General features: G+C 68.2%; 14 protein-coding genes. 6 read left to right on the forward strand and 8 right to left on the reverse strand.

Annotated features, from left to right (window positions below):
• The first annotated feature begins 86 nt into the window (after nucleotides 1–86).
• Nucleotides 87–998 (forward strand): aldose 1-epimerase family protein, encoded by a 912-nt coding sequence (locus LQZ87_RS01520; protein ID WP_230101673.1) that lies wholly within the window; start codon nucleotides 87–89, stop codon nucleotides 996–998.
• A gap of 38 nt (nucleotides 999–1036) precedes the next feature.
• Here the strand turns inward: LQZ87_RS01520 and LQZ87_RS01525 are convergent, their stop codons facing one another.
• From LQZ87_RS01525 to LQZ87_RS01540, 4 genes are all read right to left on the reverse strand, one after another.
• The gene (locus tag LQZ87_RS01525; protein WP_230101674.1) at nucleotides 1037–4213 is read right to left on the reverse strand and encodes an efflux RND transporter permease subunit; all 3177 of its coding nucleotides are present in this window, start codon (nucleotides 4211–4213) and stop codon (nucleotides 1037–1039) included.
• Between the two features lie 2 nt (nucleotides 4214–4215).
• The gene (locus LQZ87_RS01530) at nucleotides 4216–4809 is read right to left on the reverse strand and encodes a TetR family transcriptional regulator (protein ID WP_230101675.1); all 594 of its coding nucleotides are present in this window, start codon (nucleotides 4807–4809) and stop codon (nucleotides 4216–4218) included.
• A gap of 72 nt (nucleotides 4810–4881) precedes the next feature.
• Entirely contained in the window at nucleotides 4882–5241 is a 360-nt protein-coding gene (locus LQZ87_RS01535) for a CrcB family protein (RefSeq protein WP_230101676.1), read from the reverse strand.
• Entirely contained in the window at nucleotides 5238–5624 is a 387-nt protein-coding gene (locus LQZ87_RS01540; protein WP_230101677.1) for a CrcB family protein, read from the reverse strand. Before LQZ87_RS01540 ends, LQZ87_RS01535 begins: the two co-directional genes overlap by 4 nt.
• Before the next feature lie 62 nt (nucleotides 5625–5686).
• On the opposite strand from LQZ87_RS01540, the gene LQZ87_RS01545 reads away from it, so the two are divergent.
• Together LQZ87_RS01545 and LQZ87_RS01550 are read left to right on the forward strand one after the other, a co-directional pair.
• Nucleotides 5687–6694 (forward strand): squalene cyclase, encoded by a 1008-nt coding sequence (locus tag LQZ87_RS01545; protein WP_230101678.1) that lies wholly within the window; start codon nucleotides 5687–5689, stop codon nucleotides 6692–6694.
• A gap of 30 nt (nucleotides 6695–6724) precedes the next feature.
• Nucleotides 6725–8254, forward strand: coding sequence for an FAD-dependent oxidoreductase (locus LQZ87_RS01550; protein ID WP_230101679.1), 1530 nt, complete (start codon nucleotides 6725–6727; stop codon nucleotides 8252–8254).
• On the opposite strand, the gene LQZ87_RS01555 is transcribed toward LQZ87_RS01550, so the two are convergent.
• Genes LQZ87_RS01555 through LQZ87_RS01565 form a run of 3 tightly spaced genes read right to left on the reverse strand, consistent with a single transcriptional unit; the run spans nucleotide 8248 to nucleotide 10269 of the window.
• Nucleotides 8248–9060 (reverse strand): nitroreductase family protein, encoded by an 813-nt coding sequence (locus LQZ87_RS01555; protein WP_230101680.1) that lies wholly within the window; start codon nucleotides 9058–9060, stop codon nucleotides 8248–8250. The genes LQZ87_RS01550 and LQZ87_RS01555 overlap by 7 nt on opposite strands.
• A 3-nt stretch (nucleotides 9061–9063) precedes the next feature.
• Nucleotides 9064–9438: a hypothetical protein gene (locus LQZ87_RS01560; RefSeq protein ID WP_230101681.1), complete on the reverse strand. Its 375-nt coding sequence runs from the start codon at nucleotides 9436–9438 to the stop codon at nucleotides 9064–9066.
• 48 nt (nucleotides 9439–9486) lie between these two features.
• A complete protein-coding gene (locus LQZ87_RS01565; protein WP_230101682.1) occupies nucleotides 9487–10269 on the reverse strand; it encodes a MerR family transcriptional regulator in 783 nt (260 codons plus the stop codon).
• Nucleotides 10270–10533: 264 nt separating this feature from the next.
• Here LQZ87_RS01565 and LQZ87_RS01570 point away from each other — a divergent pair, with 264 nt between their 5' ends.
• Both LQZ87_RS01570 and LQZ87_RS01575 read left to right on the forward strand, forming a co-directional pair.
• Nucleotides 10534–11373 (forward strand): DUF4097 family beta strand repeat-containing protein, encoded by an 840-nt coding sequence (locus LQZ87_RS01570; RefSeq protein ID WP_230101683.1) that lies wholly within the window; start codon nucleotides 10534–10536, stop codon nucleotides 11371–11373.
• Nucleotides 11370–12002, forward strand: coding sequence for a PadR family transcriptional regulator (locus LQZ87_RS01575; RefSeq protein WP_230101684.1), 633 nt, complete (start codon nucleotides 11370–11372; stop codon nucleotides 12000–12002). Before LQZ87_RS01570 ends, LQZ87_RS01575 begins: the two co-directional genes overlap by 4 nt.
• Before the next feature lie 6 nt (nucleotides 12003–12008).
• Here the strand turns inward: LQZ87_RS01575 and LQZ87_RS01580 are convergent, their stop codons facing one another.
• Nucleotides 12009–12551 (reverse strand): universal stress protein, encoded by a 543-nt coding sequence (locus LQZ87_RS01580; protein ID WP_230101685.1) that lies wholly within the window; start codon nucleotides 12549–12551, stop codon nucleotides 12009–12011.
• Between the two features lie 151 nt (nucleotides 12552–12702).
• Between LQZ87_RS01580 and LQZ87_RS01585 the strand changes: the two genes are divergently transcribed.
• Nucleotides 12703–12891 carry a DUF3073 domain-containing protein gene (locus LQZ87_RS01585; RefSeq protein ID WP_230101686.1) on the forward strand — a complete coding sequence of 63 codons (189 nt, stop codon included), beginning with the start codon at nucleotides 12703–12705 and terminating at the stop codon, nucleotides 12889–12891.
• The last annotated feature ends 23 nt before the right edge of the window (nucleotides 12892–12914 follow it).

Here is a 12914-nt window from a genome sequence, read left to right on the forward strand (position 1 = left end):
GATCGCGGGTGCCCGAAGCCGACATGAGGAGTCTACAGGCCGCTCCTGGGAATCCCCCTGCCCTCGCCTGGTCATACGATTGCCCCATGTCCGTCGATCGTGCTGTCACCTCCCCCACCGGCATCCAGCTTCACCTGCGACACGGGACCGTGACCGCGCAGATCGCGCAGGTCGGCGCGTCGCTGCGGCATCTCACCATCGATGACGTCGATCTCGTGCCGCCGTACCCCGCGGATCGGCCGACGCCGATGGCGTCCGGCATCGTGCTCGCGCCATGGCCGAACCGCGTCCGCGACGGCGTCTGGCAGGACGGCGCGGACGTGCGGCAGCTCGCGATCACCGAGCCGAAGCTGAACAACGCCAGCCACGGGCTGCTCCGGTTCACGGCCTACGAGATCGCCGCACAGGATGACGACGCGATCACGCTCGCGGCAGCGGTCGTTCCGCAGACCGGCTATCCGTACCTCGTCGAGACCACGGTGCACTACGCGCTGACGGATGCCGGCATCCACGTCACGCACTCGCTCACGAACCGCTCCGGCGAGAGCGCGCCGGTCGCACTCGGGACGCACCCGTTCGTCACGATCGGCGATGCCGATCCGCACGACCTCGTGCTGCGTGTTCCGGCTGCGACCCGATTCGACACCGACGAGCGGATGCTGCCGACCGGCACCTCGCCCGCGCCGGAGTCCCTGCGCGAGGGTGTGCGCCTCGGAGACGTCGCACTCGACACCGGGTTCACCGAGCTCTCCCGCGACGCCGACGGCCGCGCGCGGCACACCCTCACCGCGCCGGACGGCCGCCGTCTGACGCTGTGGCAGGGCGAAGGATTCGACTACGTGCAGGTGTACACGAGCACGGGTTACCCCGGGCAGGAGCTCGCCGTCGCGATCGAGCCGATGACGGCTCCGGCCGATGCGTTCAACAGCGGACTCGGCGTCCGGCGCCTCGCGCCTGGCGAGACGTGGACGCTCGAATGGGGCATCGAGCTCGGCTGAGCGAGGAGCCGGAGGCGACGAGTCGAAGGCGCCTCCCGCTACGCGTGGTGCTCGCGCAACTCGCGACGCGTGAGCGGGTGCTCGGGGTCCTCCGGCGCCGGGTCGTCGCCGGACTCTGCGGTACCGGCATCCGGTCCCGCCTTCCGCGCCCTGCGACGCTCACGCGCACCCTCGACGAGGTTGTAGAGCGTCGGCAGCACGATCAGCGTCAGCACGGTCGAGGACACCAGGCCGCCGATGACGACGATCGCGAGCGGCTGCGAGATGAATCCGCCGTGACCGGTGATCCCGAGCGCCATCGGCGTCAGCGCGAAGATCGTCGCGAGCGCCGTCATGAGGATCGGCCGCAGGCGCTTCTCGCCGCCGGCCATCACGGCCTCAGCGGTCGACAGACCCTTCTCGCGATACTGGTTCACGAGGTCGACGAGCACGATCGCGTTCGTGACCACGATGCCGATCAGCATGAGCACGCCGATCAGGGATGCGACACCGAGCGGCACACCCGTGACGATCTGCAGCAGGATCGCACCGGTCGCCGCGAACGGAACCGAGACGAGCAGCAGCAGCGGCTGGCGCAGCGACTTGAAGGTCGCGACCATCACGACATAGACGATCAGGATCGCCGCGAGCATCGCGAGCCCCAGCTGCGAGAACGAGTCGGCCTGCTGCGAGGCCACACCGCCGACCTCGGCGGAGGCTCCGTCCGGCAGATCCACGGCCTCGAGAGCCGCGTTCACGGATGCCGTCGCGGTGGCGAGGTTGTCCGACGACGGCGGCACCGTGATGGTGGCCGTGCGGCGCCCCTGCTCCGTGGTGATCGACGTCGGCCCCTCGGCCTGATCGACAGATGCGACGTCCTGCAACTCGATGAGCCCGGTCGCCGTCGGGATCGTCAGAGTGCGGAGGTCGTCGATCGTCGCCGGAGGCTCGGATGCCGCGAGGTAGACCGTGAGCGCGGTGTCGTCGAGCTCGACGCTGCCGATCTGCTGCGGACGCATCGTGCTCGAGACGAGCGAACCCACCGCGACCTCCGACAGACCGCGCTCGGCTGCTGCTTCACGATCGACCACGACGGCGATGTACGGCAGGGATGCCGCGAGGTTGTCCGTGACCTGGCCGATGCCGTCGCGTCCGTCGAGCTCTGCCATCACGGCATCCGTCGCCTCGGCGAGCGCCTCGCCGTTCGGGGCGGTGATGTCGACCTCGATGTCGGTGGAGCCGAACCCGGCCGAGGCCGCGACGCTGATCTCGCCGACGCCCTCGAGGTCTTCCACGGCGTCCAGGACGTCAGCGCGGAGCTTCTCCTGATCGGCGCCTGACGAGGTCATGATCGAGTACGTCACGCCGGCCCCGCCGGAGAACGCATCGCGCAGCGCCGAGCCGCTCGAACCGATCGACACCTGCACGTTCTCGATGCCGTCGATGCCCTCGAGCGCGTCCTCGACGACCGCTGCGGCCTCGTCCTTGGCCGCCAGGCTCGCGGTCGGGCCGAGGTCCTGCGTGACGGTCATGGTGTTCTGGCCGGTGTCGCTGAGGAAGTTGATCTTCATCAGCGGGGCCGCGGCGAGCGTAGCGCCGAGCACGACCACGGCGATGATCACGGTGAGACCGGAGTGCTTGAGCGTCCAGGTGAGGATCGGACGGTATCCGCGCTGAAGGGCTGTGGGCGGAGCATCCGGATGCTCTGGATCGATGACCTCGCCGCTCTCGTCCTTGAGCTCCTTGCCGGGCCGCAGGAACCAGTAGGCGAGCACCGGCACGATCGTCAGCGCGACCAGGAGCGAGGCGACCATCGCGATCGTGACGGTCATCGCGAACGGCCGGAACAGCTCGCCGACCATGTCGCCGACGAACACGATCGGCAGGAAGACGGCGACGGTCGTGATGGTGGATGCCGTGATGGCCGCAGCCACCTCGCGCACCGCGAGCCGGATCGCATCGCCCTTGTCGGCATCGCCGACGTAGTGCCTCTTGATGTTCTCGATCACGACGATCGAGTCGTCGACCACGCGGCCGATCGCGATCGTCAGTGCGCCGAGGGTGAGCACGTTCAGCGAATATCCGAACGCCTGCAGGCCGATGAATGTGATGAGCACGCTCGTCGGGATCGAGATCGCGGTGACGATCGTCGAACGGATCGACAGCAGGAACACGAGGATGACGATGACGGCGAAAACGAGTCCGAGCAGACCCTCGGTGGCCAGTGTGTCGATCGACTGGACGATGAACGGCGCCTGATCGAAGACGACCGTGAACTTCGCGTCGGGGAAGCTCGCCTTGAGGTCGTCGATCGCGGAGATCACGCCGTCGGAGACCTCGACGGTGTTGGCGGCCGGCAGCTTGGTGATCGAGATCGACAGGGCGTCCTCGCCGTTGACGCGCGAGATCGAGCTGACGGGCTCTGTGCCGAGTTCGACGGTCGCAACATCGGCGATCGTCGCAGGCGCACCTGCGACATCCGTGCCTGAAATACGCGTCCCGACGAGCGGAAGGGCTGCGATCTCATCGACCGAGGCGATCTTGGCGCCGGTCTGGACGGTGAGGGTCTGGCCGTCCTCGGTGATGTCCCCGCCGGGGAACAGGGTGCCGTTCTGCTGCAGCGCGTCGCGGATCGCCTGGCTGCTGACGCCGACGGCGGCGAGCTTCGCCTGATCGGGGGTGATGGTGATCTGCTGACCGAGCCCGCCGACGATCTCGGCGGCGTTGACGCCGTCCACGTCCTCGAGGGCGGGGATCGCGACGTTCTCGAGGTCGGCCTGCGCTGTCTCGGCGTCGGCGAATCCGGTCACGGCGATCTGGATCACCGGGAAATCGTCGATCGACACCGACAGCACCTGCGGCTCGACGTCCTCAGGCAGCTGGGAGGAGATGCGGTTGATCGCCTGCTGCATCTTCTGCTCTGCCGTGGCGAGGTTCTCACCGTAGGTGAACGTGGCCTGGATGATCGACGCGTTCGTCGTGCTCGTGGCACTGGTCGACTCGAGACCGGGCACACCCTGGATCGCCGTCTCGATCGGCGTGGACACGTCGTTCTCGACGACCTCGGGCGAGGCGCCGGGGTAGGTGGTCATGACGACCAGCGATGGGAGCTCGAGCGAGGGGATGAGCTCCTGCTTGAGGTTGGTCAGCGCGAGACCGCCGAACACGGCGGCGACGATCGTGATGAGCGCGATCAGCGCGCGGTTGCGCAGGCTCAGGACGGCGAGGTTCGACACGGCTAGTTCTCTCTCGGATCAGTTGTGCGATCAGTGGTGCGGCTGTCGTCGCCGAGGATGCCGGCGAGTGCGGTTTCGATGATGTGACGAGGCAGCGGAACGTCGTTGATCTGCGAGTGCCACAGTACGCCGTCGAGGAAGACGGCCGCGGCCATGGCCCGCTCGGATCCGTGGACCGGCTCGAGGATCGCGACGAGCTCGAGCGACAGGGTGCGGGCGAGTTCGCGCAGCTTCGGGTCGTGCACAGCGGCCGTGACGACGGCGCGATCGGCGCGCACCGCCGGTGCGTCCGCCATCGCCGCGGACAGGAAGGCTGCGATCGCCGCGGGTGTCGAGCCGTCGACGGCGAGCGCATCGCGCATCCTCTGCAGTTGCTCCTCGACGTGCGCGACCAGAAGTTGCAGCGCGGCCTCGCGGAGGTCGTCCAGTGTGGCGAAGTACTGGGTCGTGGCGCCGAGGGGGACGTCCGCGCGTGCGGCGACCTTGCGGTGCGTGATGGCGTCGACCCCGACCTCGACGATCAGCTCGGCGGCCGCGAGCACGATGGCGTTGCGGCGGGCCTCCGGGTCGCGTCTGCGACGGGGCGAGTCGGGCATGGTCCTCCTGGACGTCTGTACATGTACTTTTGTACAGAACGGTTGCTGTGGACGGACTGAGTGCGGCCGCTCTCAGACCAGCGTGCCGACGCCGAGCCCGGCGAGTGCCGCGGCGACGGATGCTGCGAAGGTCCCGAACAGGTGCGCGATCGAGGCCGGCCTCTCGCCGTCACGCCACAGCGCGAGGGCGTCGAGCATCGCCGTGCTGAAGGTCGTGTACCCGCCGAGGAGGCCGGCGCCGATCACGAGCGCCGCGTCGGGGATGGATGCCGTCACCACTCCGAGCGCGAAGGCACCCGTGATGTTCACGACGACGATCCCCCACGGGAACCGGCCCCTGGTCAGCGACATGACTCCGATGTCGACGAGGTAGCGGAGGCCGGCGCCCACGCCGCCGGCGATCGATGCCAGGAGGAAGATCAGCGGCGTCATGCGCGGCGCTTCGTCTTGCCCCAGCGCATGCCGAGCACTGCTGCGGCCAGGCCGATTCCCAGAGTCATCACGACGTAGAGGACGGCGAGGAGCGGGGCATCAGTCCACAGCTGAACCGATCCGACGGCGAACGCGCTGTAGGTGGTGAATCCGCCGAGGATGCCGGTGCCGAGGAACACTCGGATGTCGCCCCCTCGATCCCTGAGCCTGTCGAAGGGAAGGCGCGCGGCGAGCACGCCGATGAGCAGAGCTCCGGCGACGTTGGCGACGAGCGTGGCGACCGGGAGCAGACCCGCGTTCGGAATCAGCAGCCCGATGCCGAGGCGGGCCGCGGTGCCCAGCATCCCGCCCGCGATGACGAGGAGCAGACGGCGGAGGGTCACTCGGCAACTCTAGTCCGGGCCTCACCTCCGCTTTCGGCAGTCGGCGGCGTATCGTTCCGGGCATGGTCACCGACGCGCGCACACTCGAATGGCTGCTCGACTCCGACCCCGCGATCCGATGGCAGGTCGAACGCGACGTGGTCGGAGCCCCCGAGGAGGTGTGGCAGGCGACGCGCGAGCGCGTGGCGACCGAGGGTTTCGGCGCTGCGCTGCTCGCGAAGCAGGACCCGGACGGCCAGTGGGCCGGCGGCGCGCACTTCCCGGCCGGGTTCTTCGACAGCCCAGAACGTGAGGACACCGGCCAGCCGTGGGTCGCGACGAGCTGGTCGCTCAGGGACCTGCGCGAATGGGGTGTGGATGCCGCGGCCCTCGCCGGCACGGCCGAGAAGCTCGCGGCGAACTGTCACTGGGAATACGACGACATGCCCTTCTGGGGCGGCGAGGTCGACGTCTGCATCAATGCGTTCACTCTCGCCTCAGGCGCGTGGCTGGGAGCTGACGTGTCGAGGCTGGTGGCGTGGTTCCCCGAACACCGCCTCGCCGACGGCGGGTGGAACTGCGAGGCGGAGGAGGGCGACTCCGTGCGGTCGTCGTTCCACTCGACGCTGAACGCGGTGCGCGGCATCCTCGCCTACGAACGGATCACAGGAGACCTGTCGATGAGAGACGCGCGGCACGGCGGCGAGGAGTATCTGCTCGAGCGCGGGCTCATGCGACGAGCATCCACGGGTGAGATCGTCGGTGACTTCGTGACGGAATTCGTCTACCCGAATCGGCATCGCTACAGCGCGCTGGCCGCGCTCGACCACTTCCGCGAGGCGTCGGTGTTCGAGGGTTCCGCGCCGGACGAGCGCTTGGCGGATGCCGTCGAACTCGTTCGCTCGAAGCGGCAGGAGGGCGGCACTGCGCTTCCCGGCTCCTGGCTGCAGACGACTCCCCTCGCCGGACGGACGTGGTTCGATGTCGACGTCGCGGAGGGCGAGCCGTCGCGCTGGCTCACCCTCATCGGCACGCGGGTGCTCGACTGGTGGGATGGGGCGCAGAAGAACGCGGATGTCAAGCCGGTATGAGTCGCAGCGGGGACCCCGTGTACTGGGGCCATGACTCCGCTGTGGAAAACCCTCCCCTCCGCGTCTCAGGGCACACCGTTCGCACCGGACGCGCACCATGACGTGATCGTCGTCGGCGCCGGTCTCACCGGCCTGTCCACCGCGGTGATGCTCGCACGCGAGGGCCGGGACGTCGCGGTCGTCGAGGCCGGGGCGATCGCCGAGCTCGCATCGGGCGGAAACACCGGCAAGCTCTCGGTGCTCCAGGGGGATCGACTGTCTCGGATACGCCGTCACCATCCCGCATCCCTCGTCCGGGCGTACGTGGACGCCAATCGCGCCGGCATGCGGTGGCTCACGTCGTTCGCCGATGAGGCCGGCGTCCCGTACCTGCGCCGGACCGACCACTCCTATGCGGCGAGCACCGACGGAATGGATGCACTGCAGCGCGTCCATGATGCGGCTCGGGAGGCGGGGCTGCCCGTGCGGATGCTGGCGGCGGGCGACCTGTCGACATCGCCGTTCCCGGCGGCGGGCGCCGTCGCGCTGGACGATCAGGTGACGATCGATCCCGTCCGGGTCGCGCAGGCGCTTGTCGGCGAGCTGCTCGCAGCCGGAGGCACGCTGCACACCGGCGTTCGCGTGATCGGCACTCACGCACTGCCGCACCCGCGGATTCAGACGGCAGCGGGTTCGCTGTTCGCCGACCACGTCGTGCTCGCGACCGGCACTCCGACGATCGACCGCGGTCTGTACTTCGCCAAGGTCCGCGGAATGCGGTCGTACTGCGTCTCGTTCCGCGTTCCCGGCCGGCTTCCAGAGGCGACCTTCATCTCGATCGACGATCAGACCCGGTCGATCCGCCCGGTCTCCGATTCCGACGGTCCCGCCGGAACAGCCCAGCTCGTCGTGGGCGGCAACGGCCACCCTGTCGGTCGATCCGACGGCGAGAAGGCAGCGGTCGAGGATCTCATCGAATGGACAACGCGGTTCTTCCCCGGTGCGGAGGAGACCCACCGGTGGTCGGCGCAGGACTACGAGTCGCACAATCTGATCCCGTTCGTGGGAGCGATGCCCCGCAGCCTCGGGCGAATCCGATTCGCGACCGGCTATGCGAAGTGGGGACTGTCGAACGCCCCGGCGGCAGCGCTGCGCCTCACCGCCGAGATCCTCGGCACGCCCCGCCATGAGCGCTCGCGCTGGATGACGACGATCGGCACGCGCCTGACCGTGCCAGCCGATCTCGGGCGCGGCGCGATCGAAGGCGCCAAGGTCGCCGCGGAGCTCGCATCAGGGTGGAGGGATGCCGAATCGACGTCCGTCCCGGTCGCGCGTCCCTCCGAGGGCCACGGCGTCGTCGCGAACACGTCAGGCCGTCCGGTGGGCGTCTCCACGGTCGACGGCGTCACCAGGGCGGTCGACGCGGTGTGCACCCACCTCGGCGGCGTGCTGGACTGGAACGACGCCGAATGCACCTGGGACTGCCCGTTGCACGCCTCGCGCTTCGCGCCGGACGGCACACGCATCGAAGGACCGGCTGTACGCGATCTGAAGAGCCGACCGCGTCACGGCGGTCAGTGACCGGCGTCTGCGGGCGGAGCATCCCAGCCCTGCTGCGGCGTCTCGCACGTCTCACGGAAGACGTACTGCGACACCAGCCGACGCTGGCTGCTCGACCAGTCGATGGCGGGGCGGCGCTGCTCCGGCGGCAGATACCCCAGCCGGTACACCGCCATCAGTTCCAGCTCGTCCGGAACCTGCAGCAGGCGGACGATCTCGTCCCAGCGTCCTGGCACCTCCATCGGGAAGGAGATGAATTGGATGCCCATGCCGAGCTCGACGGTGGTGAGCCAGATGTTCTCCATCGCAGCGCCCATGCTGAACACCGAGTAGAACGACGACAGCTCGCCCGGCCGGTACTCGCTGCGATCGAGCATCACTCCGAGAAGCAGGGGCGAACCGGCGACGAGCTTGCGATTCTCCTCGCCGAGAGTGGGAGGAACGCCGAACGCGTTCATGAGCTTCTGCCCGCGCTTGGTGAACACCTGCCCCGTGAAGGGGCGGAGCGCCGCGGGCAGCTTGTCGAACAGCATCCCGCTGCGCTTGTCGTCCATCTCGGCCTGGCTGAAGCGGAAGTAGGGCTTGTAGCGCTCGAAGAAGGTGCCGTTCGACATCGCCTCCGTCATGCTCTCGCCCGAGATGCGTGCGATCTCGTCTATCGTCTCGGGGCTCTCGATGACCACGAAACGCCAGGGCTGACTGTTCAGCTGCGACGGCGCACGGCCGGCCGCCTCGAGCAGGATCCGCTGGTCCTCCTCCCTGACCGGGTCGGGCAGGAAAGCGCCGTTCGTGGTCTTTCGGCGGCGGATCGCATCGAGTAGTTCCATCGTTCAGCTCCTGTCATCGGGACGGTACGCGCGAATGAGACCCGCTATGACGAACGGGGCAGCACTGAGCGCGACGATCGGATGCCGACGACCGCGCGTTCCCGCGAAGGCGACTGCGGTGAGGGGGACAGCGGCAGGTGCGAGAGCCAGCGCGGCGGAGCGGCTCACGCGGCGCGGCTCGCCCCACCACGCCGCGCTGAGTGCGGCGGCCGCGGCCGTGCAGGTGGCGATGTACAGCGCGTGATGCAGCCACCGAAAGCGGCTCGTGTCGATGAGCTTCGCCGCGACAGCCGACCCGAGCACGCAGTTCGCGGTGTACATCAGCGCCGCGGCGGCGAAGACCGGTGCAGCTGTCGCCACTCCCGGTCTCGCGCGCATGTCACGACCATACGCTCCGGTCGCCGGGCCGGGGCGTTCAAAGAGCGATCAGAGGTTCGCCTCGGCGTAGATGCGCAGCGCGGCGCGGACGAACTCCGCGCCGCGGGTGCCGCCGTCGGCCGTGGCGTAGTTGGCGCCGAAGCGCGGGTCGGCGACGTACATCTCGCCGAGACCGGTGACGTAGGCCTTCACGTCGCCGCCGGGGACGGATGCCGGGGTGCCAGGCACGCCCGTCAGCCAGTCAATGTGCCGCTTGGCGAGCGCCTGCGCCTCATCGGACCCCGGGTCGACACCGCTCTCGGCGGCGGCGATCCAGTCGCGGCCGAGGTCGGAGACGAGCTGCTGCCACTCGGCGCGCTCGGCATCCGTCATCCCCCGCCACCAGCGGTCGCTGTCGGCGTACGCCTTCTTGCCCCAGCGTTCCTCGACCTCTTCCTTGTACTGGGTGTGGTCGAACCCGTCGAACATGTTCTCTGCCATGAGAGATTCACCTGCTTTCAATGCGTTGATGGTGGTCTCGACCGACGCGATCTGCCGCGTCAGCCGGTTCTGCTCCTCGCGCAGGTACGCGAGGTGCGTCTCGAGAGCGGATGCTTCGTGTGCACCCTCACGGGAGAGCACCTCTCCGATCTGCGTCAGCCCGAGACCGAGCTCACGCAGCAGAAGGATCCGCTGGAGGCGGACGAGGGCTGCCTGGTCGTAATGCCGGTAGCCGTTGTGCGCGATGCGCGATGGGGCGAGCAGTCCGATGTCGTCGTAGTGACGCAGTGTCCTGCTCGTGGTTCCCGCCAGTCGGGCGATCTCCTGGATCGACCAGTCAAGTGCGCTCATGGCTTCCTCCGTTCTCGATGTCTCCACCGTAGAAGTTGACGCTACGTCAAGGTCAAGACGCTCGGCGAAGCTGCTCCTGGAGGGCGCCGCAATCGCAGCTCTACCGAATGCACGCGTCCTCGATCTCACGCGCTGAAGCCCGCCCCACGCACGATCGACGCACGGGAATCAGATCCCCCTTGACAAACTCGCGATATATCGTGTTACCTTACTTCAACGCGATATATCGCGATCACGAACCCCGTGACGACCAAGGAGAACCCCATGACCGAGAAGTGGCTCATCGCCCCCGGCGAGGAACGCGTCATCGACATCGCCCAGGCCACCCGACTCAAGGTCGGTCTGGTCGGCGGACAGGTGGACGTCATCGCCCACGACGAACCCGGCATCCGCATCGAAGTGAGCGGCGTGACCGTGAAAGACCTCCGGATCGAATCCGACGGCACCCAGATCGAGATCGACCACCCGCAGCTGGGCTGGGACAACTTCCTTGAGGTGTTCCGCAACTTCGGCTCCGGCGGGCCTCGCGCAGAGGTCAGCGTCGCCGTCCCCCGCAGCATCGCCCTGAACCTGGGTGTCGTCAGCGCCGGTGCACTCGTGTCCGGCCTCGCGAACGACGCACGTCTCAACACCGTCTCCGGCGACATCATCGTCGACACCCACTCGGGTGATCTGACGTTGAACTCCGTCTCCGGCGACGTGCAGGTGCGCGGCCTGACCGGCGCCGCGAACGCGAACAGCGTCTCAGGCGACGTCGCGCTCACCGGATCCGTCCGCAAGGCGACCGTCGACACGGTCTCCGGAAGCATCTGGGTGGATGCCACCGGCGCCGTCAACACGATCAACCTGAACACCGTCTCCGGCAACAGCACGATCCGTCTCGAGGAGACGCTGCCGGCGAACTACGTGGTCCGTTCCATGAGCGGGCGCGTGACGATCGACGGCGTCGACCGCGGAAATTCCGGCCCGACGAACTTCACCGGTTCGACCGGCGAGCTCGCCGGATCGTTCGTCGACGTCCGCTCGAACTCGGTATCGGGCGACACGACGGTGCTGCGCAGCGCGCTCACCACCGTCGCAGACGACGAGGAGTGGGACTCATGACCCCGGCCGTCTTCTCGCACGGCGACCTGCGTCTGTACCTGCTGTCGCTACTGGCCGAGGCGCCGCAGCACGGCTACGGCATCATCCAGGCTCTGACCGATCGCACCGGCGGCACCTACACGCCGAGCGCCGGCACGATCTACCCTCGGCTCGCGAAGCTCGAGGAGGAGGGCCTGGTCACCAAGACCGTGGACGGCCGCACCACCATCTACGCGATCACGGATGCCGGGCGCGCTGAACTCGATGCCCGCGAGGGCGACCTCGCGGGCATCGAGTCGGGTCTTGCCGACTCCGTGCGACTGATCGCCAACGAGGTGCGCCAGAGCGTGCAGGATGCGATGAAGAGCCTTCGGGCCGATCTCGCCGCTGCTGCGAACGACGAGCGCGCGTCGGCCAAGGCGCGGCCGTCGACCGCACGACCGATGAACGACGAGCGGGTCACCAGCCGTGAGCACCTTCATCGGGCAGATGCCGCGGTGAACGCGTTCCGCGCCCAGGTGCGCACCGATCTGCGGACGCATGTCGCCCGTGGCGGAGCGCTCGCAGAGCAAGTCGTCACCGAACTCGAAGGCGCGCTGGATGCCGCGGCGAAGGCCGTCACCCGAGCGCTCAGCTCTTCCGACCGCTGAGGGAGACTACTCGGTCCAGATCTCGGCCTGGTCGTCGGGAACGGCATCCTCCAGCGGCACCACGAGCACGGAACGGTGCTGACGGTGCGCCAGGCGGGCGGCGACCGATCCGGTGAAGAACTCGCGGATCGACTCGCCGAGGCCCCGCTTGCGGGTGCCGACGACGATGAGCTGAGCGTCGAGCTTGTTCGCCAGCTGCTTGATCGCCAGAGCGGGGTCGCCGACGAGCTGACGGGCGGTCCAGTTGAGGCCGCTGTCGCGCAACGACGTGGCAGCGGCCGCCTGGACTGCCTCGAACTCGGCGGCGCCGGCCTCGATGTTCAGGTCGATCGGCGCCGAATGCACATAACCGTCCGGATCCTCGTAGGTGACGAAGCGCGTGACGTCCACGTGAGCGATGACCAGGGGCGCACTCAGCAGCTTCGCGTACCGCGCGGCTTCGTCGAGGACGTGGGACGACTGGTCGGGTTGCATCCCCACGATGACGGCCTTCTGAAGCGCGGCGTTCTGGGCCAGTTCGTCGGACGGGGAGGAGGTTGCGTCAGTCATTGAGAATCGTTCCCTTCACCTGCCGGCGAAGGCCAGAGGACCTGGCCCTCGTGCTATTCTGAATGCTACTCTTACCGGCCGCACGCCGGTGTCGTGAAATGCCCCGGGCGCTCGATCGCCCGGCAGCTGAACTCGTTAGGGGGTCTCGCGCATGGGCCGTGGCCGTCAGAAGGCGAAACACACCAAAATCGCCCGCGAACTCAAGTCGTACAGTCCTTCGGTGAACTACTCCGCGCTCGAGCGCGAGCTGGCTCACCCGTCGGATGACGAGAACGCCTACGTCGACAAGTGGGCCGACGAGTACGCGGACGAAGACGAAGACGAGCTCGAGAAGGCCTGACCTCTCGGCATGCTCGACCCCGT

Origin of the sequence: Microbacterium sp. Bi121, from assembly GCF_918698005.1 — a bacterium.
In the GTDB taxonomy this organism is placed as follows: Bacteria; Actinomycetota; Actinomycetes; order Actinomycetales; family Microbacteriaceae; genus Microbacterium.

Bases quoted from the DNA above. Each gene is read 5' to 3' on its own strand.
- LQZ87_RS01520 (WP_230101673.1), top strand. From the start codon at position 87: ATGTCCGTCGATCGTGCTGTCACCTCCCCCACCGGCATCCAGCTTCAC.
- LQZ87_RS01530 (WP_230101675.1), bottom strand. From the start codon at position 4,809: ATGCCCGACTCGCCCCGTCGCAGACGCGACCCGGAGGCCCGCCGCAAC.
- LQZ87_RS01535 (WP_230101676.1), bottom strand. From the start codon at position 5,241: ATGACGCCGCTGATCTTCCTCCTGGCATCGATCGCCGGCGGCGTGGGC.
- LQZ87_RS01545 (WP_230101678.1), top strand. From the start codon at position 5,687: ATGGTCACCGACGCGCGCACACTCGAATGGCTGCTCGACTCCGACCCC.
- LQZ87_RS01550 (WP_230101679.1), top strand. From the start codon at position 6,725: ATGACTCCGCTGTGGAAAACCCTCCCCTCCGCGTCTCAGGGCACACCG.
- LQZ87_RS01555 (WP_230101680.1), bottom strand. From the start codon at position 9,060: ATGGAACTACTCGATGCGATCCGCCGCCGAAAGACCACGAACGGCGCT.
- LQZ87_RS01560 (WP_230101681.1), bottom strand. From the start codon at position 9,438: ATGCGCGCGAGACCGGGAGTGGCGACAGCTGCACCGGTCTTCGCCGCC.
- LQZ87_RS01565 (WP_230101682.1), bottom strand. From the start codon at position 10,269: ATGAGCGCACTTGACTGGTCGATCCAGGAGATCGCCCGACTGGCGGGA.
- LQZ87_RS01570 (WP_230101683.1), top strand. From the start codon at position 10,534: ATGACCGAGAAGTGGCTCATCGCCCCCGGCGAGGAACGCGTCATCGAC.
- LQZ87_RS01575 (WP_230101684.1), top strand. From the start codon at position 11,370: ATGACCCCGGCCGTCTTCTCGCACGGCGACCTGCGTCTGTACCTGCTG.
- LQZ87_RS01580 (WP_230101685.1), bottom strand. From the start codon at position 12,551: ATGACTGACGCAACCTCCTCCCCGTCCGACGAACTGGCCCAGAACGCC.
- LQZ87_RS01585 (WP_230101686.1), top strand. From the start codon at position 12,703: ATGGGCCGTGGCCGTCAGAAGGCGAAACACACCAAAATCGCCCGCGAA.